The sequence below is a fragment of the Halomonas aestuarii genome (assembly GCF_001886615.1).
GTDB lineage: Bacteria > Pseudomonadota > Gammaproteobacteria > Pseudomonadales > Halomonadaceae > Halomonas > Halomonas aestuarii.
Window position 1 is genome coordinate 2,042,444 of sequence record NZ_CP018139.1, and the last position, 23,715, is coordinate 2,066,158.

The following is a 23,715-nucleotide window of genomic DNA, read 5'->3' on the forward strand; positions in this document are numbered from 1 at the left end:
GGCGAGGAGGTCGCCGCTCAGGACAGTCGTTGATGAGGGTGGTCGGAGTAGGGCACGGGGCGACCCTGTGCCGCTAGTCTTCCTTGTCCTGTTCCTTCTGCTCCTGCTTCTGTTCCGACAGGTACTTGTCCCGGTGCTCGCCGGAGCAGAACCACTCGCCGCGCTCGCGCAGGGCGTCGTCCTCGGGCAGGTGCACCTGGCACCACCGGCAGCGCACCATGCGGTTGCCCTGGGCGTCGCCTCCCTGGTCCGGGCCGTCGCGGTCCAGTTTCCACTCGCGGTACATGCGGTAGAGCTTGAGGCCGGCGACGAACAGCACGGCGAAGATGATCAGGCGAATCAGCAACAGGTTCATTCCTTGTGGGACTCCCTGGTGGGGGTGGCCGGCTTTGCCACTCGGCCGCCCTTGCGGGACAATGGCGGACATCCATCGATTCTCGAGAGATTTCCAAGCCCATGCAAGACCTGACCCTGGTGATGGCTCAGCTCGACCCGCTGGTCGGCGACATTCCCGGCAACGCCAACCTCGCCATCGAGACCGTGCGTGAGGCACGAATCGAGCATGGTGCCGACATCGTGGTCCTGCCCGAGCTCTTCCTGACCGGCTACCCGCCGGAGGACCTGCTGCTGCGCCCCTCCATGGAGACCCGCCTGCGTCACGCCCGCGCCCACATGGCCGAGAAGATGGCGCGGGACGTGATGGTCATCGTCGGCTACCCGGGCCGCCGTGAAGGGCAGAACTGGAACCTGGCGGGGGTGCTCTACAACGGCGAGTGGCTGGACGAGTACGCCAAGCAGGCGCTGCCCAACTACGAGGTGTTCGACGAGCAGCGCTACTTCTCCACCGGCACCGAGCCACTGGTGATCGAGCACAAGGGCGCGAAGCTCGGCATCCTCATCTGCGAGGACATCTGGAGCGACGCGCCTGTCCGTCAGGCCCGGGACGCCGGCGCCGAGATCCTCGTCACCCTGAACGCCTCGCCGTTCCACCAGGACAAGCCCGCGGAGCGGCTGGCCCTGCTCGAGGCACGTGCCCGGGAGGTGGCGCTGCCCATCGTCTACGTCAACCAGATCGGCGGGCAGGACGAGCTGGTCTTCGACGGCGGCTCGGCCTGCGTCAACGCCGCCGGCGAACTGGTGGTTCAGGCGCCCCACTGGGCGGTGGGCCTGATGCCGGTGCAGTTCGTGCGCGAGAACCATCGCTGGGTGCCCCAGCCGGGCGAGACCGAGCCCGATGTCGAGCCGGAGGAGAACCTCTACTGCGCACTGGTCACCGGCCTGCGCGACTACGTCAACAAGAGCGGCTTCCAGGGCGTGGTGCTGGGCCTCTCCGGCGGCATCGACTCGGCACTGTCGCTCGCCATCGCCGTGGATGCCCTGGGCCCGCAGCGGGTCCACGCGGTGATGATGCCCTACCACTACACCGCGGACATCTCGAAGCAGGACGCCGCCGAGCAGGCCGATCTGCTCGGGGTCGGCTACGAGGTGCTGCCCATCGAGTCGATGGTCGAGGCCTTCATGGAGACCCTCTCCGAGAGCTTCGCCGGCACCGAGCGGGACACCACCGAGGAGAACCTGCAGTCGCGTTGCCGCGGTGTGCTGCTGATGGCGCTCTCCAACAAGAAGGGCCTGATGGTGCTGACCACCGGCAACAAGAGCGAGATGGCGGTGGGCTACGCCACCCTCTACGGCGACATGGTCGGCGGCTACAACGCCATCAAGGACGTCTACAAGACCTGGGTCTACCGCCTGGCCCGCTGGCGCAACACCCAGTCCCCGGCGATCCCCTCGCGGGTCATCGAGCGGCCGCCCTCCGCCGAGCTCGCCCCCGACCAGCAGGACAGCGACAGCCTGCCGGACTACGACGTGCTCGACGCCATCCTGGTGCGCTACATCGAGGGCGACATGAGCGCCGAGGCGATCATCGCGGCGGGCTTCGACCGCGAGGACGTCTACAAGGTGGTCAAGCTGGTGGACCGCTGCGAGTACAAGCGCCGCCAGGCCCCGGTGGGGGTGCGCGTCACCCGTCGCGGCTTCGGCCGCGACCGCCGCTATCCCATCGTCAACGGCTGGCAGCCCGGCGACTGACCGCCGGGCCGTCTGGCATTCACTGGCCGTGCCCCTGAAACGACGCCGCCACCCGAGAGGGTGGCGGCGTCGTGGTCTTTGGCGTCGGGATCAGCCCGGGATCAGACCGAAAGCGCCTCGGCCTTGACGTGCTGCGGCCGGAAGGTGCGGCCGCGAAGCCGCTCGTGGTTCGGGGCGTTCTCGATCATCACCTGCAGGGTCTCGCGGGCCCGGTCGCGCATGTCGAGGCCCAGGTAGCCTTCGACCATCACCGCCAGGGCGTCGCGGGTTGCCTCCGACTGGGGATAGTTCTCCAGCACCCAGCGGCCGCGCTCCACGGCGGCAAGGTAGGCGCCCTTGCGCAGGTAGAAGTCGGCCACGTGCAGCTCGTGGCGGGCCAGCACGTTGCGCAGGTAGACGATGCGCTGCCGGGCGTCAGGAGCGTACTGGCTGCTGGGGTAGCGCTGGATCAGCTCGTTGAAGTCGGCGTAGGCGTCGCGGGTGGCGCCCAGGTCACGCTTGGAGATGTCGATCAGCCGCAGGCGTTCCAGGCTGAAACGGCCCGCCTGCCAGGCGGCCAGGCCGCGCATGTAGTAGGCGTAGTCGACCTGGGGATGGTCCGGGTGCAGACGGATGAAGCGGCTGGCGGCGGCCCGGGCGCCCTCCCAGTCGTCGGTCTGGTAGTAGGCGTAGATCAGCTCCAGCTGGGCCTGCTCGGCATGCTCGCCGAAGGGGAAACGGGTATCGATGGCCTCGAGCCGGTTGGTCGCCGTGGTGTAGCTGCCTTCCTCGAGGGCCTCGCGCCCCTCCTCGTAGAGCTGGCGTTCGGCGACGCCGTCGAGTTCCTCTTCCTCGGGGGTGCCGGCGCAGCCGGCCAGCAGGGCGCCGGCCAGCAGCAGGACAGCCAGGCGTGCGGGGGAGGTGATAACGCGCATCGTGATCCTCGTGTCTAACAACCCGGATGGCCGTGATAGAATCGGCCTCAATCCGCCCACTATAAAGCACCTTGCGGCGAAACGCAGTCATCGCACCCGGTGCTCAACGAGCCCTGTCCCGACCCATGTCCCAGACCCACGAAGCCCAGCATCGCGTTCCCGAACGCATGGCGGGCATGCGCCTCGACCAGGCCGCCGCCGAGCTCTTCGCCGACTTTTCCCGGGAGCGACTCAAGTCCTGGATCAAGAGCGGCGCCCTGACCCTCGATGGCCAGCCGGCCAAGCCCAAGGACAAGGTCTACGGCGGCGAGGCCCTGGCACTTGCCGCCGAGATCGAGGACGACACCCGCTTCGAGCCCGAGGACATCCCCCTGACAGTGGTCTACGAGGACGAGGCGGTGCTGGTGATCGACAAGCCGCCTGGCCTGGTGGTCCACCCCGCCGCCGGCAACCCCGACGGGACCCTGCTCAATGCCCTGCTGCACCACGACCCCCAGTTGGCGAGCATCCCCCGGGCGGGCATCGTGCATCGCCTGGACAAGGACACCAGCGGCCTGATGGTGGTGGCCAGGACCCTGGCGGCCCAGACGGCCCTGGTCGAGCAGCTGCAGGCACGCAGCGTGTCCCGGGAATACGATGCCGTGGTGGTCGGCGTGATGACTGCCGGCGGCACCGTGGATGCGCCCATCGGCCGCCACCCGCGGGACCGCAAGCGGCAGGCGGTGAACGACTCGGGCAAGCCGGCGGTGACCCACTACCGCGTGGTGGAGCGCTTCCGCGCCCATACCCACGTGCGCTGCAAACTCGAGACCGGACGCACCCACCAGATTCGGGTGCACATGGCCCATGCGCGCTATCCGCTGATCGGCGACCCGGTCTACGGCGGACGCCTCAAGCTCCCGGCAGGCGCGGGCGAGGCGCTCAAGGAGATCCTGCGCGACTTCCCGCGCCAGGCGCTGCATGCCCGCAAGCTGGCCTTCGTGCACCCCGTCAGCGGCGAGCGGATGGCCTTCCGCGCGCCGCTGCCGGATGACCTGTTGATGCTGCTCGACTACCTGCGCGACGACGGCGAGACCATGCGCTAAGGAACCCGTGATGAGCGATACCTTCGACCTTCGCCCGACCCCGATCCTGCCCGACTGGCCGGCTCCGGAGAACGTCGGGGCCTTCGTCACCACCCGCGAGACGGGGCCGAGCCAGGGGGTCTACGCCGCCTTCAACGCGGCCGAGCACGTGGGCGACAACCCGAACCATGTGGCGCTGTGCCGTCGGCAGCTGGAGAAGGAAGTCGGCGACGGCCGTCCGCTGCTGTGGCTCGACCAGGTGCATGGCGCGCGGGTGCAGCAGGCCTTCGCCAAGGACAGGCCCGAGGCGGACGCCGCCGTGGCCACGAGCCGGGAGTACGCCTGCGTGGTGCTCACCGCGGACTGCCTGCCGGTGTTCCTCTGCGACCGTCGTGGTACTCGTGTGGCGGCGGTCCACGCGGGCTGGCGCGGACTCGCCGGCGGCGTGATCGAGGCGACCGTGGGCGCGATGGGCCTCCCCCCGGAGGAGCTGATGGCCTGGCTGGGCCCGGCCATCTCCAACGCCCAGTTCGAGGTCGGGCCCGAGGTCCAGCAGGCCTTCGTCGGCGTGCACCCCGAAGCCGAGGCGGCCTTCGACCCCAGCCCCTATCGGCTGGGTCACTTCATGGCCGACCTCTACAAGCTGGCGCGCCTGCGCCTGGAGCGGCTCGGCGTCTCCCACGTCAGCGGCGGCCACTTCTGCACCGCCTGCGAACCGCGCTTCTATTCCTGCCGTCGCGACGACGGCGTCACCGGCCGCATGGCCAGCGTGATCTGGCTGCGCTAGCCGCCGCGGTCCCGTTGGCCCCTCCACACCGCCCCCCGCCAAGGTGGCGGGCTTGATCTGCATCAACCTCCTCCTCGCTTGCGCTGGCCGGTGACTTGAAAGCTGGCCACGCTGACTCCATTGAAGCTCCCAAGACACAGTGACAGGGCCAACGCGGCGCGTCCGAACGCGCCGTCACCCCGATGGAGGAACCCCATGCGATTCGACAAGTTCACCGCCAAGCTGCAGAACGCCGTGGCCGATGCCCAGTCCCTGGCCGTGGGCCGCGGGCACAACCAGCTGGAACCCGGCCACCTGCTGCTGGCGCTGCTGGACGCCACCGACACCGGCGTCAAGGCGCTGGTGCAGAAGGCCGGCGGTGATGCCGCCCGGCTGCGTGACGGCCTGGCCGGCCACCTCGACGACCTGCCCAAGGTCGCCAACTTCGACGGCGAGGTGCAGCCCTCCCGCGACCTGATCAAGCTGTTCAACCTCACCGACCGCGAGGCCCAGAAGCGCGGTGACCAGTACATCGCCAGCGAGCTGGTGCTGCTGGCCGCGCTGGAGATGGGCGGCGCGGTGACCAAGCTGCTGACCCAGGCCGGCATCACCCGCAAGGCGCTGGAGACCGCCGTCGACAGCGTGCGGGGCGGCGAGCGGGTCGACGACCCCAACGCCGAGGATCAGCGCGAGGCGCTGGAGAAGTACACCCTGGACCTCAACGAGCGGGCCGCCAGTGGCAAGATCGACCCGGTGATCGGGCGCGACGACGAGATCCGTCGCACCATCCAGGTGCTGCAGCGGCGTACCAAGAACAACCCGGTGCTGATCGGCGAGCCCGGCGTGGGCAAGACCGCCATCGTCGAGGGCCTGGCCCAGCGCATCGTCGACGGCGAGGTGCCGGAGGGGCTCAAGGACAAGCGGGTGCTCTCCCTGGACATGGGCGCGCTGCTCGCCGGGGCGAAGTTCCGCGGCGAGTTCGAGGAGCGTCTGAAGTCGGTGCTCAAGGAGCTCTCCCAGGAGGAGGGCCGGGTGATCCTGTTCATCGACGAGCTGCACACCATGGTCGGCGCCGGCAAGGCCGAGGGCTCCATGGATGCCGGCAACATGCTCAAGCCGGCCCTGGCCCGCGGTGAGCTGCACTGTGTGGGCGCCACGACCCTGGACGAGTACCGCAAGTACATCGAGAAGGACGCGGCCCTCGAGCGCCGCTTCCAGAAGGTGCTGGTGGACGAGCCCTCCGAGGAGGACACCGTGGCGATCCTGCGCGGCCTCAAGGAGCGCTACGAGGTGCACCACGGGGTCGACATCACCGACGGGGCGATCATCGCCGCGGCGAAGCTCTCGACCCGCTACATCACCGACCGCCAGCTGCCCGACAAGGCCATCGACCTGATCGACGAGGCCTCCTCGCGCATCCGCATGGAGCTCGACTCCAAGCCCGAGGAGATGGACCGCCTCGATCGCCGGCTGATCCAGCTGAAGATGGAGCGCGAGCACCTCAAGAAGGAGACCGACGAGGCCTCGCGGAAGCGCCTCGAGGGGCTGGAGGAGCAGATCGGCGAGCTAGAGCGCGAGTACGCCGACCTCGACGAGATCTGGAAGGCCGAGAAGGCCAGCATCCAGGGCGCGGCGCAGTTCAAGGACGAGCTCGATCGCGCCCGCATCGACCTGGAGCAGGCCCGCCGCCAGGGCGACCTGGCGCGCATGTCCGAGATCCAGTATGGGGTGATTCCCGACCTGGAGAAGAAGATCGCCGAGAGCGCGGAGGCCGAGGCCGATACCTCCAAGCACCAGCTGCTGCGCTCCAACGTCACCGAGGAGGAGATCGCCGAGGTGGTCTCCCGCTGGACCGGCATCCCGGTGGCCAAGATGCTCGAGGGCGAGCGCGACAAGCTGCTGCGCATGGAGGAGGCGCTGCACGAGCGGGTGATCGGCCAGGACGAGGCGGTCACCGCCGTGGCCAACGCGGTGCGTCGCTCCCGGGCCGGGCTCGCCGACCCCAATCGTCCCAACGGCTCCTTCCTGTTCCTCGGCCCGACCGGGGTGGGCAAGACGGAGCTGTGCAAGTCGCTGGCGAACTTCCTCTTCGACACCGAGGACGCGATGGTGCGCATCGACATGTCCGAGTTCATGGAGAAGCACTCCGTGGCCCGGCTGATCGGTGCCCCTCCCGGCTATGTCGGCTACGAGGAAGGCGGCTACCTGACCGAGGCGGTGCGCCGCAAGCCGTACTCGGTGCTGCTGCTCGACGAAGTGGAGAAGGCCCATGCCGACGTCTTCAACATCCTGCTGCAGGTGCTGGAGGACGGCCGCCTGACCGACGGCCAGGGCCGCACCGTGGACTTCCGCAACACCGTGATCGTGATGACCTCCAACATGGGCTCGGACATCATCCAGCGCATGGGCGGCGAGGACAGTGGCGATGCGGAGCGCGACTACGCCCAGATGAAGGAGATGGTGATGGCGGTGGTGGGCGACCACTTCCGTCCCGAGCTGATCAACCGCATCGACGAGGTGGTGGTGTTCCACGCCCTCGGCCAGGAGCAGATCCAGGCCATCGCCGCCATCCAGCTCGATCGCCTGCGCGCGCGGCTCGCCGAGCATGACCTCTCGCTCGAGGTCAGCGACGCGGCCCTGGCCCAGCTGGCCGTGGTCGGCTTCGACCCGGTGTTCGGCGCCCGACCGCTCAAGCGGGCCATCCAGAGCCGCATCGAGAACCCGCTGGCCCAGGACCTGCTGGCCGGCAAGTTCTCGCCCGGCGACGTCATCCACGTGGAGGCGGAAGGCAACCAGCTGGTGTTCCAGAGCTGAGGCCGGCGCGGTGTTCCGGCGCGTACGCCGACGTCACATAGCGCCACAAAGCGTTACCGTCGCCGCCCGGCCGTCCGGGCGGCGACGCGCTAGACTGAAATTCAGGTTGCGTCCTGTAACCCCCTTGCCCGTCGCTCCCCGCGAGTAGACGGGCTCTTTTGTGGGCGATCGGACGACATCCTCCCTTGCCGGATCGCCCGCCATGGGCTACCCGGGCGGTTTCCGCGGTTGACACGTCTACAAGGCTAATGGAATCTTGAGCGTTCCTGATAACGGGCGCGGATTTCAGCGGGCCACCCCCCATCCCCGCGCGAAGGGTAGGCCGAGTGCCTCTACCCGCCGAAGGACTTCCGGGTCCGGGCCAACCGCCCGACCTGGCCAACGCCCCGACGCGGCAATCCGCCGTGATGAGAGTGCAGGCCCCAACAGGGCCCTTACTGCCAGGGTTTGGCATCAGGTGCCGGCACGGCCGGCAGCGGCATACCGTCGCACTCGACTTCGTGTCCCGACGGTGGACACGGATCGCACTCGAGACCTCCAGGGGAGATACATCTGTGGAACTGCTTTCCGGCGCAGACATGATTGCCCGCTTCCTCCAGGACGAGGGAGTCGAATACATCTATGGGTATCCCGGCGGGGCGGCGCTGCACATCTACGACGCGCTGTTTCGTCAGGACAAGGTCAAGCACATCCTGGTGCGCCACGAACAGGCCGCCACCCACGCCGCCGACGGCTATGCCCGGGCCTCCGGCAAGCCCGGCACGGTGCTGGTGACCTCCGGCCCCGGGGCGACCAACGCCGTCACCGGTATCGCCACCGCCTACATGGACTCGATTCCCATGGTGGTGCTGTGCGGCCAGGTGATGAGCCACCTGATCGGTGACGACGCCTTCCAGGAGACCGACATCGTCGGCGTGACCCGGCCGATCGTGAAGCACAGCTTCTCGATCAAGCACCCGACCGAGATTCCCGAAGTCCTCAAGAAGGCCTACTACCTGGCCGCGACCGGGCGTCCAGGACCGGTGGTGGTGGACATTCCCAAGGACATGACCGCCCCCACCGAACGCTACGAGTACGTCTACCCGAAGAAGGTCAAGATGCGCTCGTACAACCCGGTCACCCGCGGCCATACCGGCCAGATCAAGAAGGCCGTGGAACTGATGCTCAAGGCCCGGCGCCCGGTGTTCTATACCGGCGGCGGCGTGGTCACCGGCAACGCCAGCGAGGGGCTGACCGACCTGGTCCAGCGGCTGGGCTATCCGATCACCACCACCCTGATGGGCATCGGCTCCTATCCGCAGAGCGACCGGCAGTGCCTGGGCTGGCTGGGCATGCACGGCTCCTACGAGTCGAACATGGCCATGCACCATGCCGACCTGATCATCGCCATCGGCGCGCGCTTCGACGATCGTGTCACCAACAACACCTCGAAGTTCTGCCCCACCGCCAAGATCGTCCACGTGGACATCGACCCGAGTTCCATCTCCAAGACGGTGCGGGCCGACGTGCCCATCGTCGGGCCGGCGGGCAGCGTGATCAACGAGATGATCAGCATGGTGCAGGGCCAGGAGATCGCCCATCCCGAGGCCCTGGCCGACTGGTGGAAGCAGATCGACGGCTGGCGCGAGGAGCGACAGGGTAGGCTCTACGAGCCGTCCCGGCCCGGCGAGGCGATCAAGCCCCAGGAGGTCATCGAGGCACTGTGCCGGGCAACCCGCGGCGAGGCCTACGTGACCACCGACGTGGGCCAGCACCAGATGTTTGCGGCCCAGTTCTACAAGTTCGACAAGCCCAACCGCTTCATCACCTCGGGCGGGCTCGGCACCATGGGCTTCGGCTTCCCGGCGGCCATGGGCATCAAGCACCACTTCCCCGAAGAGCAGGTGATCTGTGTCACCGGGGAGGGCAGCTTCCAGATGATGATGCAGGAGCTGTCGACCTGTAAGCAGTTCGGGGGAGGCGTGAAGATCGTCAACCTCAACAACGCCTCGCTGGGCATGGTGCGCCAGTGGCAGGACCTCAACTACAAGTCCCGCCATGCGCACTCCTACATGGAATCACTCCCCGATTTCCAGCAGTTGATCGGGTCATATGGCTTCACCGCGCTGCGGGTGGAGACACTGGCGGATCTCGAGCCGGCACTGGAGAGGGCCTTTGCCGACACGCACGAGCTGGTGTTCCTCGACGTCATCGTCGACCCGCACGAGCACGTCTATCCGATGCAGGTGCCCCTGGGCTCCATGCGTGACATGCTGCTTTCCAAGACGGAGCGGACCTGATGCGCCATATCATCTCGATTCTGATGGAAAACGAACCGGGCGCCCTGTCACGCGTGGTGGGGCTGTTCTCACAGCGCAACTTCAACATCGAAACGCTGAACGTGGCACCCACCGAGGACCCGAGCCTGTCGCGGCTGACCGTGACCACCGTCGGGGACGACCGGGTGATAGAGCAGATCACCAAGCACCTCAACAAGCTGATCGACGTGGTCAAGCTGGTGGACCTGACCGAGGGCAACCACATCGAGCGCGAGTTGATGCTGGTCAAGGTCAAGGCCCTGGGCTCGGCCCGCGACGAGGTGAAGCGGACCGTGGACATCTTCCGCGCCCAGATCGTCGACGTGACGCCGAGCCTCTACACGGTGCAGATCACCGGCGATGCCGGGAAGCTGGACGCCTTCCTGCAGGCCATGGCCCCGGTGGGCATCCTCGAGGTGGCGCGCACCGGCGTGTCGGGGATCGCCCGCGGCGACAAGGTGCTCACCCTCTAGCGCGATGCCTGACGTCACCTGGCCCGACGCCATCGGCGCCGCCCTCCGGGGCGGCGCTTTTTCGTGCGTGGGAGCAGGGACGGTGTCCGGGGGTCAGAACCGCTCCTCGACCTCGTCCCAGAGCGCGGCGATCAGCGGGCTCCTCAATCGGCGCTCGAGCACGCAGAGGCCGACATCGTAGTGGGGCAGCTCCGGCTTGACCGGCAGGATCCGCACCCGCTCCGCCAGGGGGCTGGTATCGAGCACGATCCGCGGCACCACGCCGACGCCGAAGCCCAGCCCGACCATGCTGACGATGGCCTCGTGGCCCGCCACCTGGGCGTAGATCTGCGGCGCCACGCCCAGCGCCCGGAACCAGGTGTCGCTGTACTGACGCGACAGGCCGGCCTCGGAGAGGATCATCGGGACCTCACGCCACTGCTCTGCGGAGGGCGAGTCGGGCATGGTCGGGATCCAGTCGTGGGCCTCATGAGGGGCGATGAACACCAGTGGCGAGCGGGTCAGCGACTTGAAGCTCAGGGCGTCGGGGGCCTGGCGCGGTCGCGGGGTGATCGCCATGTCCTCGTTGCCGGCCAGTACCCGCTGGATGGACTGGGCCGGGTCGCCGGTATGCAGCTTGAGCTCGATGCCCGGGTGGCGGGTCCGGAACTCGCTCAGCAGCTCATAAAGGAAGCTGTAGCTCGCGGTCACCGAGCAGTAGATGCTGATCTCGCCGGTCAGGGTGCGCGCCTCGCTCATCAGCGCCTGGCGCAGCCGCTCCCACTCCTCCAGGGTGTCCCGGGCATAGGCCTGGAAGGTACGGCCCTGGCGCGTCAGCACCACGTGGCGGTTGTCGCGCTCGAAGAGGCGCACGCCCAGGCTCTCCTCGAGCTGGCGGATGGTGCGGGAGAGGGTCGAGGGGCTGACGTGGCAGGCCTCGCTGGCGCGGCCGAAGTGCAGGGTGTCGGCCAGGGCGAGGAAGTGCCTGAGGGGTCGCATGTCCATGCCGGGCATTATTGCATGAATCGGGATATGACATTGCAAATATCGCGTTTTACGCAACGCGGTGCCTGGCGTAAGGTGAGCTCCATCGGCTGCAACGACTCCCAGTGCCGCGACAGACGGCACGGGTGGCCATCAACGCTGACCATCATCTCGACACCACTTTCGCTTCAGGAGCACGACATGCGCGTCTACTACGACAAGGATTGCGACCTCTCCCTCATCCAGGGCAAGAAGGTCGCCATCGTGGGCTACGGTTCCCAGGGCCATGCCCACGCCAACAACCTCAAGGAGTCCGGCGTCGACGTCACCGTCGCCCTGCGCGCCGGTTCCTCCTCCGCCGCCAAGGCCGAGGCCGCCGGCCTCAAGGTCGCCTCCGTCGAGGAAGCCAGCAAGAACGCCGACGTGGTGATGATCCTGGCCCCGGATGAGAACCAGAAGGTGATCTACGAGACCCAGGTCGAGCCGAACCTGGCGCAGGGTGCCACCCTGGCCTTCGCCCACGGCTTCAACATCCACTACAACCAGATCGAGCCCCGCAAGGACCTGGACGTGGTGATGATCGCGCCCAAGGCCCCGGGTCACACCGTGCGTTCCGAGTTCGTGCGCGGCGGCGGCATCCCGGACCTGATCGCCATCCACCAGGACGCCTCCGGCAACGCCAAGGAGCTCTCGCTCTCCTACGCGGCGGCCATCGGCGGCGGCCGCAGCGGCATCATCGAGACCACCTTCAAGGACGAGACCGAGACCGACCTCTTCGGCGAGCAGGCCGTGCTGTGTGGCGGCGCCGTGGAGCTGGTCAAGGCCGGCTTCGAGACCCTGACCGAGGCGGGCTACGAGCCGGAGATGGCCTACTTCGAGTGCCTCCACGAGCTCAAGCTGATCGTCGACCTGATGTACGAGGGCGGCATCGCCAACATGAACTACTCCATCTCCAACAACGCGGAGTATGGCGAGTACGTGACCGGCACCGAGGTGATCAACGAGCAGTCCCGCGCCGCCATGCGCAATGCACTCAAGCGCATCCAGACCGGCGAGTACGCCAAGATGTTCATCAACGAGGGCAACAGCAACTATCCCTCGATGACTGCGCGTCGCCGCCTGAATGCCGAGCACCCGATCGAGCAGGTCGGCGAGAAGCTGCGCGGCATGATGCCGTGGATTGCGGCCAACCAGCTGGTCGACAAGTCGAAGAACTGATCCCGGCGATCCGTTCCGGCTGACACGAGGGCGCGGGCTTCCGCGCCCTCGTTGCGTCTGGGGATGGAGGTGGGAGAGAGGGGCGTCCGTGAGTCTTTGGTCGCGGTATGTGTAGAATGGGGTGACATACAAGACGATGGAAGAGACAGATGAGCCGGGATCCGAACCACAGCGACCATGACCCAGTCCAGCCGGGCGACGAGGACCTGGCGAGCGCCTTCATGCGGGAATCGGAGGTCATCGAGGAGGCCGAGGAGGGCGGCAAGAAGATCCGCCGCAAGGGCGTCTACCTGCTGCCCAACCTGTTCACCACCTCGGCGCTGTTCTCCGGCTTCTTCGCCATGGTGGCCGCCATCGACGGTGACTTCACCACGGCGTCCATCGCCATCTTCATCGCCATGGTGCTGGATGGCCTGGACGGCCGGGTGGCCCGGCTGACCAACACCCAGAGCGATTTCGGCGCCGAGTACGACAGCCTCTCCGACATGCTCTCTTTCGGGGTGGCGCCGGGCCTGGTTGCCTTCATCTGGATTCTGCAGGACATCGGCAAGACCGGCTGGGTGGTGGCCTTCCTCTACGTGGCCTGTGCCGCCCTGCGGCTGGCGCGCTTCAACGTGCAGATCGGTAGCGTCGACAAGAAGTGGTTCATCGGCCTGCCGAGTCCCTCGGCGGCGGCCCTGGTGGCCGCCAGCGTCTGGACCTTCCACAGCTTCGATGCCGATGCCTTCGGCTTCAAGCTGCTGATGCTCTTCGTGGTCGGGGCCGCCGGGGTGCTGATGGTCAGCAACATCCGCTACTACAGCTTCAAGGACGTGGACCTCAAGGGCCCGGTGCCCTTCGTCTTCCTGCTGGCCATCGTGCTGGGCTTCGTGGTGATCTCCATCGAGCCCTCGGTGATGCTGCTGCTGCTCTTCGGCACCTACGTGGCCTCCGGGCCGGTGATGGCCGTGATGCGCAAGCTCAAGCGCACGCCCGCCGCCGGCTGAGCCGGGCCCTGAATCGCCCGCCCACGAACGCCCGCCCCGCGCGGGCGTTCGTGTCTCCGGGGGCGTCGATCTATCCACAAGAGGTGAGAGAAATCCGGCTGTGGATAGCCTGATCTCAAGCGCCGTGATCATCGCCCTGAGAGGGCGCTGACACGCCGCCGAGATTTTTCTCCCGACAGGCCTTGCACCACTCCGGGGAAATCCGTAAAGTACGCATCCGCTGCCGGCGACGGGCACACGTTGCAGGCGGTGGTAAGTGGGTGAAGTGCTTGTTTCCACTTGGGTTTTTCGAAGCGTTTTTGGAAATTCCCGCTTGACGAACAGGCCGCATTCGGTAGAATGCGCACCACGCTTTACGGAGACCCGCTGAGGGCTCCATCGGCACTCGAATCGCTTGAGCGAATCGAGGGTTCGGCCACCCGGATCGCTTCCTTCGGAACGCATCGCAGGGTTGACACGACACGCCGATCACGTAGAATACGCCTTCCTCGCAGGGCGCCGGCGAGACCGCCACTTCACGGAAGTGAGCCGGGCACGACGGCAACAGCGAGAGCTCTTTAACAATCGATCAGGTAATTCATGTGGGCGCTTGTCGGGATGTCGGTGACCAGTCACTGAAACATTCAAGGCAAGCGACTCGTCAAATGAGACGTTTGAACCTTGAGCCAGGTTTGGTTCCACCTTAGGAACTATCAGACTTTAAACTGAAGAGTTTGATCATGGCTCAGATTGAACGCTGGCGGCAGGCCTAACACATGCAAGTCGAGCGGAAACGATCCTAGCTTGCTAGGAGGCGTCGAGCGGCGGACGGGTGAGTAATGCATAGGAATCTGCCCGATAGTGGGGGATAACCTGGGGAAACTCAGGCTAATACCGCATACGTCCTACGGGAGAAAGCAGGGGATCTTCGGACCTTGCGCTATCGGATGAGCCTATGTCGGATTAGCTTGTTGGTGAGGTAATGGCTCACCAAGGCGACGATCCGTAGCTGGTCTGAGAGGATGATCAGCCACATCGGGACTGAGACACGGCCCGAACTCCTACGGGAGGCAGCAGTGGGGAATATTGGACAATGGGCGAAAGCCTGATCCAGCCATGCCGCGTGTGTGAAGAAGGCTTTCGGGTTGTAAAGCACTTTCAGTGAGGAAGAAAGCCTTGGGGCTAATACCCCCAAGGGACGACATCACTCACAGAAGAAGCACCGGCTAACTCCGTGCCAGCAGCCGCGGTAATACGGAGGGTGCGAGCGTTAATCGGAATTACTGGGCGTAAAGCGCGCGTAGGCGGCTTGATAAGCCGGTTGTGAAAGCCCCGGGCTCAACCTGGGAACGGCATCCGGAACTGTCAGGCTAGAGTGCAGGAGAGGAAGGTAGAATTCCCGGTGTAGCGGTGAAATGCGTAGAGATCGGGAGGAATACCAGTGGCGAAGGCGGCCTTCTGGACTGACACTGACGCTGAGGTGCGAAAGCGTGGGTAGCAAACAGGATTAGATACCCTGGTAGTCCACGCCGTAAACGATGTCGACTAGCCGTTGGGGTCCTAGAGACCTTTGTGGCGCAGTTAACGCGATAAGTCGACCGCCTGGGGAGTACGGCCGCAAGGTTAAAACTCAAATGAATTGACGGGGGCCCGCACAAGCGGTGGAGCATGTGGTTTAATTCGATGCAACGCGAAGAACCTTACCTACCCTTGACATCGTGCGAACTTTCCAGAGATGGATTGGTGCCTTCGGGAGCGCACAGACAGGTGCTGCATGGCTGTCGTCAGCTCGTGTTGTGAAATGTTGGGTTAAGTCCCGTAACGAGCGCAACCCTTGTCCCTATTTGCCAGCGATTCGGTCGGGAACTCTAGGGAGACTGCCGGTGACAAACCGGAGGAAGGTGGGGACGACGTCAAGTCATCATGGCCCTTACGGGTAGGGCTACACACGTGCTACAATGGCCGGTACAATGGGTTGCAAAGCCGCGAGGTGGAGCTAATCCCACAAAGCCGGTCTCAGTCCGGATCGGAGTCTGCAACTCGACTCCGTGAAGTCGGAATCGCTAGTAATCGTGAATCAGAATGTCACGGTGAATACGTTCCCGGGCCTTGTACACACCGCCCGTCACACCATGGGAGTGGACTGCACCAGAAGTGGTTAGCCTAACTTCGGAGGGCGATCACCACGGTGTGGTTCATGACTGGGGTGAAGTCGTAACAAGGTAGCCGTAGGGGAACCTGCGGCTGGATCACCTCCTTAAACGACGAATCATCGACACTCGGCAAGTGTCCACAATGAATTACCTGATCGACCAGAGCAAAGACTGTTTGGGTCGCGGACCCAGTGGTTTGTAGCCGGGTCTGTAGCTCAGTTGGTTAGAGCGCACCCCTGATAAGGGTGAGGTCGGCAGTTCAAGTCTGCCCAGACCCACCAAATTTGCGTAATACGTCGTTGCTTTCCACCTCGTGTAGCAGGCTACACGTCGGCGAAAAGCGCCTCGTCTTACCCAAATTCCATCAAGATGATGGTCATTAGGGGCCTTAGCTCAGCTGGGAGAGCGCCTGCCTTGCACGCAGGAGGTCAGCGGTTCGATCCCGCTAGGCTCCACCATCTTGCAGCAGGAGATCGCGCCGGGGTCGCGCACGACTTCGAGCGAATCGTCGCACCGCCCGCTAGGCTCCACCATCCTTCCCGACAGTCCAGAACAGAGACCAGCGGCAAGCCAGACGGCTTTCCACTGTTCTCTGAACAGTGCTCTTTAACAATGTGAATCATGCTGACAAACGTTGCCTTCCGAGAGGAAGGTGACACGAGATACGTCTCAAGCGTATCCGGCAATTGTCGATTGTCATCGCGGACCAGACCTCTTGGGGTTATATGGTCAAGCGATGAAGCGCACACGGTGGATGCCTAGGCAGCCAGAGGCGATGAAAGACGTGGAAGCCTGCGATAAGGCTCGGCGAGGTGGCAAACAACCTGTGACCCGGGCATTTCTGAATGGGGAAACCCACCCACGGTAACGTGGGTATCCTGCACTGAATACATAGGTGTCAGGAGGCGAACCGGGGGAACTGAAACATCTCATTACCCCGAGGAAAAGAAATCAACCGAGATTCCCCTAGTAGCGGCGAGCGAACGGGGACCAGCCCTTAAGCACCATGACTGATAGACGAAGTGGTTGGGAAACCACGCGATACAGGGTGATAGCCCCGTAGTCGAAATCTGATTGGTGTGAAATCGAGTAGGTCGGGGCACGAGAAACCTTGACTGAAGACGGGGGGACCATCCTCCAAGGCTAAATACTCCTGGCTGACCGATAGTGAACCAGTACCGTGAGGGAAAGGCGAAAAGAACCCCGGAGAGGGGAGTGAAATAGATCCTGAAACCGTGTGCGTACAAGCAGTGGGAGCAGACTTGTTCTGTGACCGCGTACCTTTTGTATAATGGGTCAGCGACTTATTTTCAGTGGCGAGCTTAACCGTATAGGGGAGGCGTAGGGAAACCGAGTCTTAACTGGGCGACCAGTCGCTGGGAATAGACCCGAAACCGGGCGATCTATCCATGAGCAGGTTGAAGGTTGAGTAACATCAACTGGAGGACCGAACCAGGATCTGTTGAAAAAGATTTGGATGACTTGTGGATCGGAGTGAAAGGCTAATCAAGCCCGGAGATAGCTGGTTCTCCTCGAAAGCTATTTAGGTAGCGCCTCACGTATCACCGCCGGGGGTAGAGCACTGTTTCGGCTAGGGGGTCATCCCGACTTACCAACCCGAGGCAAACTCCGAATACCGGTGAGTGCAAGCGTGGGAGACACACAGCGGGTGCTAACGTCCGTTGTGAAAAGGGAAACAACCCAGACCGTCAGCTAAGGTCCCGAAATCCTGGTTAAGTGGGAAACGATGTGGGAAGGCTCAGACAGCTAGGAGGTTGGCTTAGAAGCAGCCATCCTTTAAAGAAAGCGTAATAGCTCACTAGTCGAGTCGGCCTGCGCGGAAGATGTAACGGGGCTCAAACCAGGTACCGAAGCTACGGGTTCGTCGAATGACGAGCGGTAGAGGAGCGTCGTGTACGCCGATGAAGGTGGATTGAGAAGTCTGCTGGAGGTATCACGAGTGCGAATGCTGACATGAGTAACGACAAGGGGAGTGAAAAACTCCCCCGCCGGAAGACCAAGGGTTTCTGTTCGACGCTAATCGGAGCAGAGTGAGTCGGCCCCTAAGGCGAGGCCGAAAGGCGTAGTCGATGGGAAACGGGTCAATATTCCCGTACCTCACTGTATTGCGATGGGGGGACGAAGAAGGCTAGGTGAGCCAGGCGTTGGTTGTCCTGGTGAAAGTCAGTAGGCTGGGGAATCAGGCAAATCCGGTTCCCTGAGGCCGAGAGACGAGACGAACAGACTACGGTCTGGAAGTCATCGATGCCACGCTTCCAGGAAAAGCCTCTAAGCTTCAGATACAGTGGGACCGTACCCCAAACCGACACAGGTGGTCAGGTAGAGAATACCAAGGCGCTTGAGAGAACTCGGGTGAAGGAACTAGGCAAAATGGTGCCGTAACTTCGGGAGAAGGCACGCCGCGTTAGTGTGAAGGCCCTGCGGCCGGAGCACGAGGCGGTCGAAGATACCAGGTGGCTGCAACTGTTTATTAAAAACACAGCACTCTGCAAACGCGCAAGCGGACGTATAGGGTGTGACGCCTGCCCGGTGCCGGAAGGTTAAGTGATGGTGTTAGCTTCGGCGAAGCTCCTGATCGAAGCCCCGGTAAACGGCGGCCGTAACTATAACGGTCCTAAGGTAGCGAAATTCCTTGTCGGGTAAGTTCCGACCTGCACGAATGGCGTAATGATGGCCACGCTGTCTCCACCCGAGACTCAGTGAAATTGAAATCGCAGTGAAGATGCTGTGTACCCGCGGCTAGACGGAAAGACCCCGTGAACCTTTACTATAGCTTCACACTGGACGCTGATGTTGCTTGTGTAGGATAGCTGGGAGGCTTGGAAACTGTGGCGCCAGCCACGGTGGAGCCAACCTTGAAATACCAGCCTGGCATCATTGGCGTTCTAACTCAGGTCCATGATCTGGATCGAGGACCGTGTGTGGTGGGTAGTTTGACTGGGGCGGTCTCCTCCCAAAGCGTAACGGAGGAGCACGAAGGTACCCTCAGCACGGTTGGAAATCGTGCATTGAGTGCAAGAGCATAAGGGTGCTTAACTGCGAGACAGACACGTCGAGCAGGTACGAAAGTAGGTTCTAGTGATCCGGTGGTTCTGTATGGAAGGGCCATCGCTCAACGGATAAAAGGTACTCCGGGGATAACAGGCTGATACCGCCCAAGAGTTCACATCGACGGCGGTGTTTGGCACCTCGATGTCGGCTCATCACATCCTGGGGCTGAAGTCGGTCCCAAGGGTATGGCTGTTCGCCATTTAAAGTGGTACGCGAGCTGGGTTTAGAACGTCGTGAGACAGTTCGGTCCCTATCTGCCGTGGGCGTTGGATGTTTGAGAAGTGCTGCTCCTAGTACGAGAGGACCGGAGTGGACGCACCTCTGGTGTTCCGGTTGTCACGCCAGTGGCATTGCCGGGTAGCTATGTGCGGACGGGATAACCGCTGAAAGCATCTAAGCGGGAAGCCCCCTTCAAGATGAGACATCCCCGAGGCCTTGAGCCTCCTGAAGGGCCCAGCGAGACCAGCTGGTTGATAGGTCGGATGTGGAAGCGCTGCAAGGCGTTGAGCTAACCGATACTAATGGCCCGTGAGGCTTGACCATATAACACCCAAGCGGTCTGCCGATGGCGACCGACATGACGGATACGACGAGACGATCTCGTCAGCATGATTCACCGTTTTTCGCCTGACGACCATAGCGTGCGGGAACCACCTGATCCCTTGCCGAACTCAGCAGTGAAACCGCTCAGCGCCGATGGTAGTGTGGGGCCTCCCCATGCGAGAGTAGGTCATCGTCAGGCACCTATTCCGAGAAAACCCCGTGTTCATCAGAGCTCGGGGTTTTTTCATGTCTGAGGATCAGATCATGTCAGGGGGAAAGGTCAGGGCCCCCCCTGGAGCGTAGCGGCGCGCCGCCCCCGGAAGCTCGGCGCGATCCTCGTCAGGCACCTATCCCGAGAAAACCCCGAGCTCACACGAGTTCGGTTTTTTCATGTCCGGCCGTTGGACACAGGAGGCGGCGCCTGAGCGGCGGCGGTCTCCCCGGGGTAGTCAGGCCGCCCGTCGGCGACTAGGGTGATCCCTGTACGATCTCGATGGATGGATGTCTCAGGAGGAGAAGACCATGACGCGCGACATGCGGAAAACGCTGGGCCTGGCCCTGTTGATCGCCCTGCTGGGGGCCGGCCTGGCCGCCTGTGAGGAGCAGGGGCCGGCCGAGCAGGCGGGTGAGAACATCGACGAGTCCATGGAAGAGATGGGCGAAGGCATGGAGGAGATGGGCGAGGAGCTAAAGCAGGCCGCCGAGGACGCGCAGAACTGACCGCCACCCTTCAGGGCAGGGAGACAACAGAAAGGCCGGGCATTGCCCGGCCTTTCTGTGTCGGCCTGCCGCTCGGCGAGCCGTCAGCCGCGGTTCTGCTCGATCCCCTGGAGGTACCAGGGCGCGCCGTCGCGCACCTGGCGGGTCAGGTGCCAGGTCTCGTTGAACTCGTTCTCCTCGCCGTTCTCGGCGATCACGCCGTGGAAGATCACCGTGGCCTCGGCCTCGGAGCCGAATTCCCGGATGTCACCGAGCTCGGCAAACAGGCGCACGATCTCCGTGCGGTTGTTGGCCGGCTGGCGGTCGCGCTCCTCGCGCAGCAGGTTGTAGAGCTCCGGGGTCACGTACTCCTGGATACCGGCGAAGTCGTTGTTGTCCCAGGCGCGCTGCAGGGTCATGAAGTGTTCCTTGGCACCGCCCAGGAAGCGCTCGCGGTCGAACCACTCGGGCTCCGGGGCGAAGGCGCCGCCGCCCATCGGGGCACCCTCCGCCTGGAAGGCCTGGGGACGTGCGGTGGCATCCTGAGGGCGAGGCCCGCCGGCCACGGCGGTCCGGCGACTGGCGAACAGCCGGAAGAGCAGGAAGGCCACGCCGGCGACCAGCAGGATATCCATCAGGCGCAGCTCGTCGAAGGCGCCGCCGAAGAACAGCGCGGCGAGCAGGCCCCCGGCCAGCATCCCGCCGAGCATGCCGCCCATGCGGGACCCGGGGCGGGTCTGGGTGGTGCGGTTGCCGGCGGCGTCCCGGGTCGAGGTGGCGGCGGGCGCCTGCTGCACGCTGCGGGACTGGCTGCCGAAGCTCTTGCCGCCACCCAGGCGGCGGGCATCGGCATGATCCACGGCCAGGCCGAAGCCCAGCACGCCGACCACGAGCATGACGAGAAGGTGACGCATCGGGGGAATCTCCATCGGGGAAGGGGGGAAGACCGTAAAGAGTCGGAAGCGTCCATTCTAGCGGCTATGCTGGTCAGCCACGACAACTATAGAGAGGAGGGCCGCCGATGCGCCTGTCGCGAGAGAAGAGCCTGATGCTGGCCGTCGACCTGCAGGCCGGCCTGGTGCCGGTGATCGAGCACGGTGAGCAGGCGGTGGACGAGGCGGCCTGGCTGGGGGGCCTGGCCACCTCCCTGGAGGTGCCGGTCTGGGTGACCGAGCAGTATCCCCAGGGGCTGGGGCACAGCGAGCTCCGGCTGCTGGAGGCGCTGCCGGGACACCGGCTCTGGCAGAAGTGCCACTTCGGCGCCCATGACGAGCCGGCCTTCGCCGAGGCCCTGGCGGACAGCGGAAAGCGCCAGGTGGTGCTGTGCGGCACCGAGGCGCATATCTGCGTGATGCAGACGGGGCTTGGCCTGCTCGAGGCTGGCTATGAGGTCTACTGGCTGGTCGAGGCGACCGCCAGCCGGCGGGCGAGCGAGGCGCGCCTGGCCAGGGAGCGGATGACCCAGGCCGGTGCGGTGGCGGTGAGTGCCGACATGGTGGCCTACGAGTGGCTGCACCGCTGCGACGACGAGCGCTTCAAGCAGGCTCATCGCCGCTTCCTCAAGGGGCGTTCGTCCCGCCCCCTGGTATTCGATTGAGCGTTTCCACGATCGTGCTCAGGCGGCGCCCTCGGCGCGGGTGAACACCAGGGTGTCGCCCTCGGAGAGCGCGGCGTTGAAGGCGTAGCCGGCGACGTCGAACTCCTTCAGGCCCTCGGGGTCGTCCAGGCGCTGGCGGATCATCCAGGCCGCCATCAGGCCCCGCGCCTTCTTGGCATAGAAGCTGATGATCTTCAGCTTGCCGTTCTTCTCGTCCTTGAACACCGGGGTGATCACCCGTGACGAGAGCCGCTTCGTGTCGATCGCCTTGAAGTACTCGTTGGAGGCCAGGTTGACCAGCACCGGGCTACCGCTGGCGGCCACGGCGCGATCGAGCTCGGCGGTCAGCGTCGCCTTCCAGAAGGCATAGAGGTCCTTCCCCGCCGGGTTCTCTAGCCGGGTGCCCATCTCCAGCCGGTAGGGCTGGATCAGGTCCAGGGGGCGCAGCAGGCCATAGAGGCCGGAGAGGATGCGCAGGTGCTCCTGGGCGAAGGCGTTGTCGTCGTCGTCGAAGGTATCGGCCTCGAGCCCCACGTAGACGTCGCCCTGGAAGGCTTGGGCGGCGGGCTTGGCGTTCTCCGGAGTGAAGGGGGTGTGCCACTCGGCGAAGCGGGCGGCATTGAGCCCCGCGAGCTTGTCGCTGATCCCCATCAGCTCGCTGAGCCGCTGGGGCGAGTAGTCCCGGAGGATCTCGATCAGCTCCCGGCTGCGGTCGAGGTGATCCGGCTGCGTGTGCCGGCTCGTGGTGGCGGGGGTCTCGAAGTCCAGCGTCTTGGCGGGCGAGATCACGCTCAGCATGGGGCGCTCCTGTGCCTGTAGGGGTTGCCTGACGGTCGTGGCGGCCAGTATACCAAGCCGCCCGAGGGCCATGGACTATCGGGGAGATAGCCCATGGCCCGGGCCGCCTCAGGGCGCGGGGTTGGGAATGCGCTGGTGGACCGCCTCGATGGCCTCCATCACCTCCCGGTCGAGCTTCAGGGACTCGCTGGCCAGGTTGCTTTCCAGCTGCTCCATGGTGGTGGCGCCGATGATGTTGCTGGTCAGGAAGGGCCTCGAGTTGACGTAGGCCAGCGCCATCTGGGCAGGGTCCAGGCCATGGTCGCGGGCGATCCGGACATAGGCGGCGGTCGCCTCCTCGGCCAGCGGCGTGGTGTAGCGCTGGAAGCGCTCGAACAGCGTCAGGCGGGCACCGGCCGGCCGGGCGCCGTCGAGGTACTTGCCGGAGAGGGTGCCGAAGGCCAGCGGCGAGTAGGCCAGCAGGCCCACCCGCTCGCGATGGCTGATCTCGGCGAGGCCCACCTCGAAGGTGCGGTTGAGCAGGCTGTAGGGGTTCTGGATGCTCGCGACTCTCGGCAGGCCCAGGGTCTCGGCCAGGTGCAGGGCGCGCATCACCCCCCAGGGGGTGTCGTTTGACAGGCCGATGGCCCGCACCTTGCCGGCGTCCACCAGCTCCTTGAGGGCCGCGAGGGTCTCCTCCAGGGGGGTGGCGTCCTCCTCCTCGTCGTGCTCGTAGCCGAGCCGGCCGAAGTAGTTGGCCTTCCGGTCCGGCCAGTGCAGCTGGTAGAGGTCCACATGGTCGGTCTGCAGGCGCGCGAGGCTCGCGTCGATGGCCTGGTGAAGGTGGTCGCGGGTCAGGCGCGGGCCGCCCCGGATGTGGTCGAGCCCGGGCCCGGTGGCCTTGGTGGCGATGACCACGTCATCGCGGCTGCCGCGCCGCTTCAGCCAGCTGCCGATGCAGGCCTCGGTGCGCCCCTGGGTCTCGGCCTTCGGGGGCACCGGGTACATCTCGGCGGTGTCGATGAAGTTGATGCCGAAGGCCACGGCGCGGTCGAGCTGCGCGTGGGCCTCGGCCTCGCTGTTCTGCTCGCCGAAGGTCATGGTGCCGAGGCAGAGCCGGCTGACGTCGATGCCGGTCTCGCCGAGGGGTCGCGTCTGCATCCGTCGCTCCTTGGAGGGTGGCTGATGGGAGATGATCCGGCATGGTAGCGAGGCCCCGGCGGGGCGGCAAATCCCCGGGGTTGAGTCACCGGCGGGGCGCGCGTATGCTTGCCAACCCAAAGCCCCGGCGGAGTCCGCAGGGCCACCGTTT

At 64.8% G+C, this 23,715-nt stretch carries 16 protein-coding genes, 2 tRNA genes and 3 rRNA genes; 15 read left to right on the forward strand and 6 right to left on the reverse strand.

From position 1 onward, the window contains the following. Positions 1-73: 73 nt before the first annotated feature. Positions 74-355 carry a PP0621 family protein gene (locus tag BOX17_RS09505; RefSeq protein WP_071944000.1) on the reverse strand — a complete coding sequence of 94 codons (282 nt, stop codon included), beginning with the start codon at positions 353-355 and terminating at the stop codon, positions 74-76. A 101-nt stretch (positions 356-456) separates the two neighbouring features. Here BOX17_RS09505 and BOX17_RS09510 point away from each other — a divergent pair, with 101 nt between their 5' ends. After that, positions 457-2,088 carry an NAD+ synthase gene (locus BOX17_RS09510; RefSeq protein ID WP_071944002.1) on the forward strand — a complete coding sequence of 544 codons (1,632 nt, stop codon included), beginning with the start codon at positions 457-459 and terminating at the stop codon, positions 2,086-2,088. 101 nt (positions 2,089-2,189) lie between these two features. Here the strand turns inward: BOX17_RS09510 and BOX17_RS09515 are convergent, their stop codons facing one another. Then, a complete protein-coding gene (locus BOX17_RS09515; RefSeq protein WP_071944004.1) occupies positions 2,190-3,002 on the reverse strand; it encodes an outer membrane protein assembly factor BamD in 813 nt (270 codons plus the stop codon). 125 nt (positions 3,003-3,127) lie between these two features. Here BOX17_RS09515 and rluD point away from each other — a divergent pair, with 125 nt between their 5' ends. The 5 genes from rluD (at position 3,128) to ilvN (ending at position 10,416) form a co-directional block, all read left to right on the forward strand. Beyond that, positions 3,128-4,087, forward strand: a complete 960-nt coding sequence (gene rluD, locus BOX17_RS09520) for a 23S rRNA pseudouridine(1911/1915/1917) synthase RluD (protein ID WP_071944006.1) — start codon at positions 3,128-3,130, stop codon at positions 4,085-4,087. Positions 4,088-4,097: 10 nt separating this feature from the next. Continuing rightward, positions 4,098-4,853 carry a peptidoglycan editing factor PgeF gene (gene pgeF / locus BOX17_RS09525; protein ID WP_071944008.1) on the forward strand — a complete coding sequence of 252 codons (756 nt, stop codon included), beginning with the start codon at positions 4,098-4,100 and terminating at the stop codon, positions 4,851-4,853. A 195-nt stretch (positions 4,854-5,048) separates the two neighbouring features. After that, positions 5,049-7,646 carry an ATP-dependent chaperone ClpB gene (clpB, locus tag BOX17_RS09530; RefSeq protein WP_071944010.1) on the forward strand — a complete coding sequence of 866 codons (2,598 nt, stop codon included), beginning with the start codon at positions 5,049-5,051 and terminating at the stop codon, positions 7,644-7,646. Positions 7,647-8,200: 554 nt separating this feature from the next. Beyond that, complete coding sequence (locus BOX17_RS09535) at positions 8,201-9,925, forward strand: acetolactate synthase 3 large subunit (protein ID WP_071944012.1); 1,725 nt, start codon at positions 8,201-8,203, stop codon at positions 9,923-9,925. Beyond that, complete coding sequence (ilvN, locus tag BOX17_RS09540) at positions 9,925-10,416, forward strand: acetolactate synthase small subunit (protein WP_071944014.1); 492 nt, start codon at positions 9,925-9,927, stop codon at positions 10,414-10,416. The genes BOX17_RS09535 and ilvN overlap by 1 nt, the downstream gene beginning before the upstream one ends. Before the next feature lie 93 nt (positions 10,417-10,509). Here ilvN and ilvY read toward each other — a convergent pair whose 3' ends face one another. Further along, positions 10,510-11,400: an HTH-type transcriptional activator IlvY gene (gene ilvY / locus BOX17_RS09545; protein ID WP_071946787.1), complete on the reverse strand. Its 891-nt coding sequence runs from the start codon at positions 11,398-11,400 to the stop codon at positions 10,510-10,512. 180 nt (positions 11,401-11,580) lie between these two features. Between ilvY and ilvC the strand changes: the two genes are divergently transcribed. The 8 genes from ilvC to BOX17_RS09585 all read left to right on the forward strand — a co-directional run bounded on the left by ilvC (position 11,581) and on the right by BOX17_RS09585 (position 20,050). Further along, on the forward strand, positions 11,581-12,597 hold the full coding sequence (gene ilvC / locus BOX17_RS09550; RefSeq protein ID WP_071944016.1) for a ketol-acid reductoisomerase: 1,017 nt from the start codon (positions 11,581-11,583) through the stop codon (positions 12,595-12,597). Positions 12,598-12,746: 149 nt separating this feature from the next. Continuing rightward, on the forward strand, positions 12,747-13,583 hold the full coding sequence (gene pssA, locus BOX17_RS09555) for a CDP-diacylglycerol--serine O-phosphatidyltransferase (protein ID WP_071944018.1): 837 nt from the start codon (positions 12,747-12,749) through the stop codon (positions 13,581-13,583). 701 nt (positions 13,584-14,284) lie between these two features. Further along, a 16S ribosomal RNA gene (locus BOX17_RS09560) occupies positions 14,285-15,822 on the forward strand. Positions 15,823-15,919: 97 nt separating this feature from the next. Next, positions 15,920-15,996 (forward strand) — tRNA-Ile (locus BOX17_RS09565). A 101-nt stretch (positions 15,997-16,097) separates the two neighbouring features. Further along, positions 16,098-16,173 (forward strand) — tRNA-Ala (locus BOX17_RS09570). Between the two features lie 269 nt (positions 16,174-16,442). Continuing rightward, positions 16,443-19,330 (forward strand): 23S ribosomal RNA (locus BOX17_RS09575). 83 nt (positions 19,331-19,413) lie between these two features. Continuing rightward, positions 19,414-19,529: ribosomal RNA gene (gene rrf / locus BOX17_RS09580) — 5S ribosomal RNA — on the forward strand. The 16S, 23S and 5S rRNA genes sit together here with 2 tRNA genes alongside, the layout of an rRNA operon. A 323-nt stretch (positions 19,530-19,852) precedes the next feature. Continuing rightward, a complete protein-coding gene (locus BOX17_RS09585) occupies positions 19,853-20,050 on the forward strand; it encodes a hypothetical protein (RefSeq protein ID WP_071946789.1) in 198 nt (65 codons plus the stop codon). Positions 20,051-20,133: 83 nt separating this feature from the next. Here the strand turns inward: BOX17_RS09585 and BOX17_RS09590 are convergent, their stop codons facing one another. Continuing rightward, entirely contained in the window at positions 20,134-20,943 is an 810-nt protein-coding gene (locus BOX17_RS09590; protein ID WP_071944020.1) for a Tim44 domain-containing protein, read from the reverse strand. Between the two features lie 107 nt (positions 20,944-21,050). Between BOX17_RS09590 and BOX17_RS09595 the strand changes: the two genes are divergently transcribed. Next, entirely contained in the window at positions 21,051-21,626 is a 576-nt protein-coding gene (locus BOX17_RS09595) for an isochorismatase family protein (protein WP_071944022.1), read from the forward strand. Between the two features lie 18 nt (positions 21,627-21,644). On the opposite strand, the gene yaaA is transcribed toward BOX17_RS09595, so the two are convergent. Both yaaA and BOX17_RS09605 read right to left on the reverse strand, forming a co-directional pair. After that, complete coding sequence (yaaA, locus tag BOX17_RS09600; RefSeq protein WP_071944024.1) at positions 21,645-22,424, reverse strand: peroxide stress protein YaaA; 780 nt, start codon at positions 22,422-22,424, stop codon at positions 21,645-21,647. 108 nt (positions 22,425-22,532) lie between these two features. After that, on the reverse strand, positions 22,533-23,564 hold the full coding sequence (locus tag BOX17_RS09605) for an NADP(H)-dependent aldo-keto reductase (protein ID WP_071944026.1): 1,032 nt from the start codon (positions 23,562-23,564) through the stop codon (positions 22,533-22,535). Positions 23,565-23,715 lie beyond the last annotated feature (151 nt).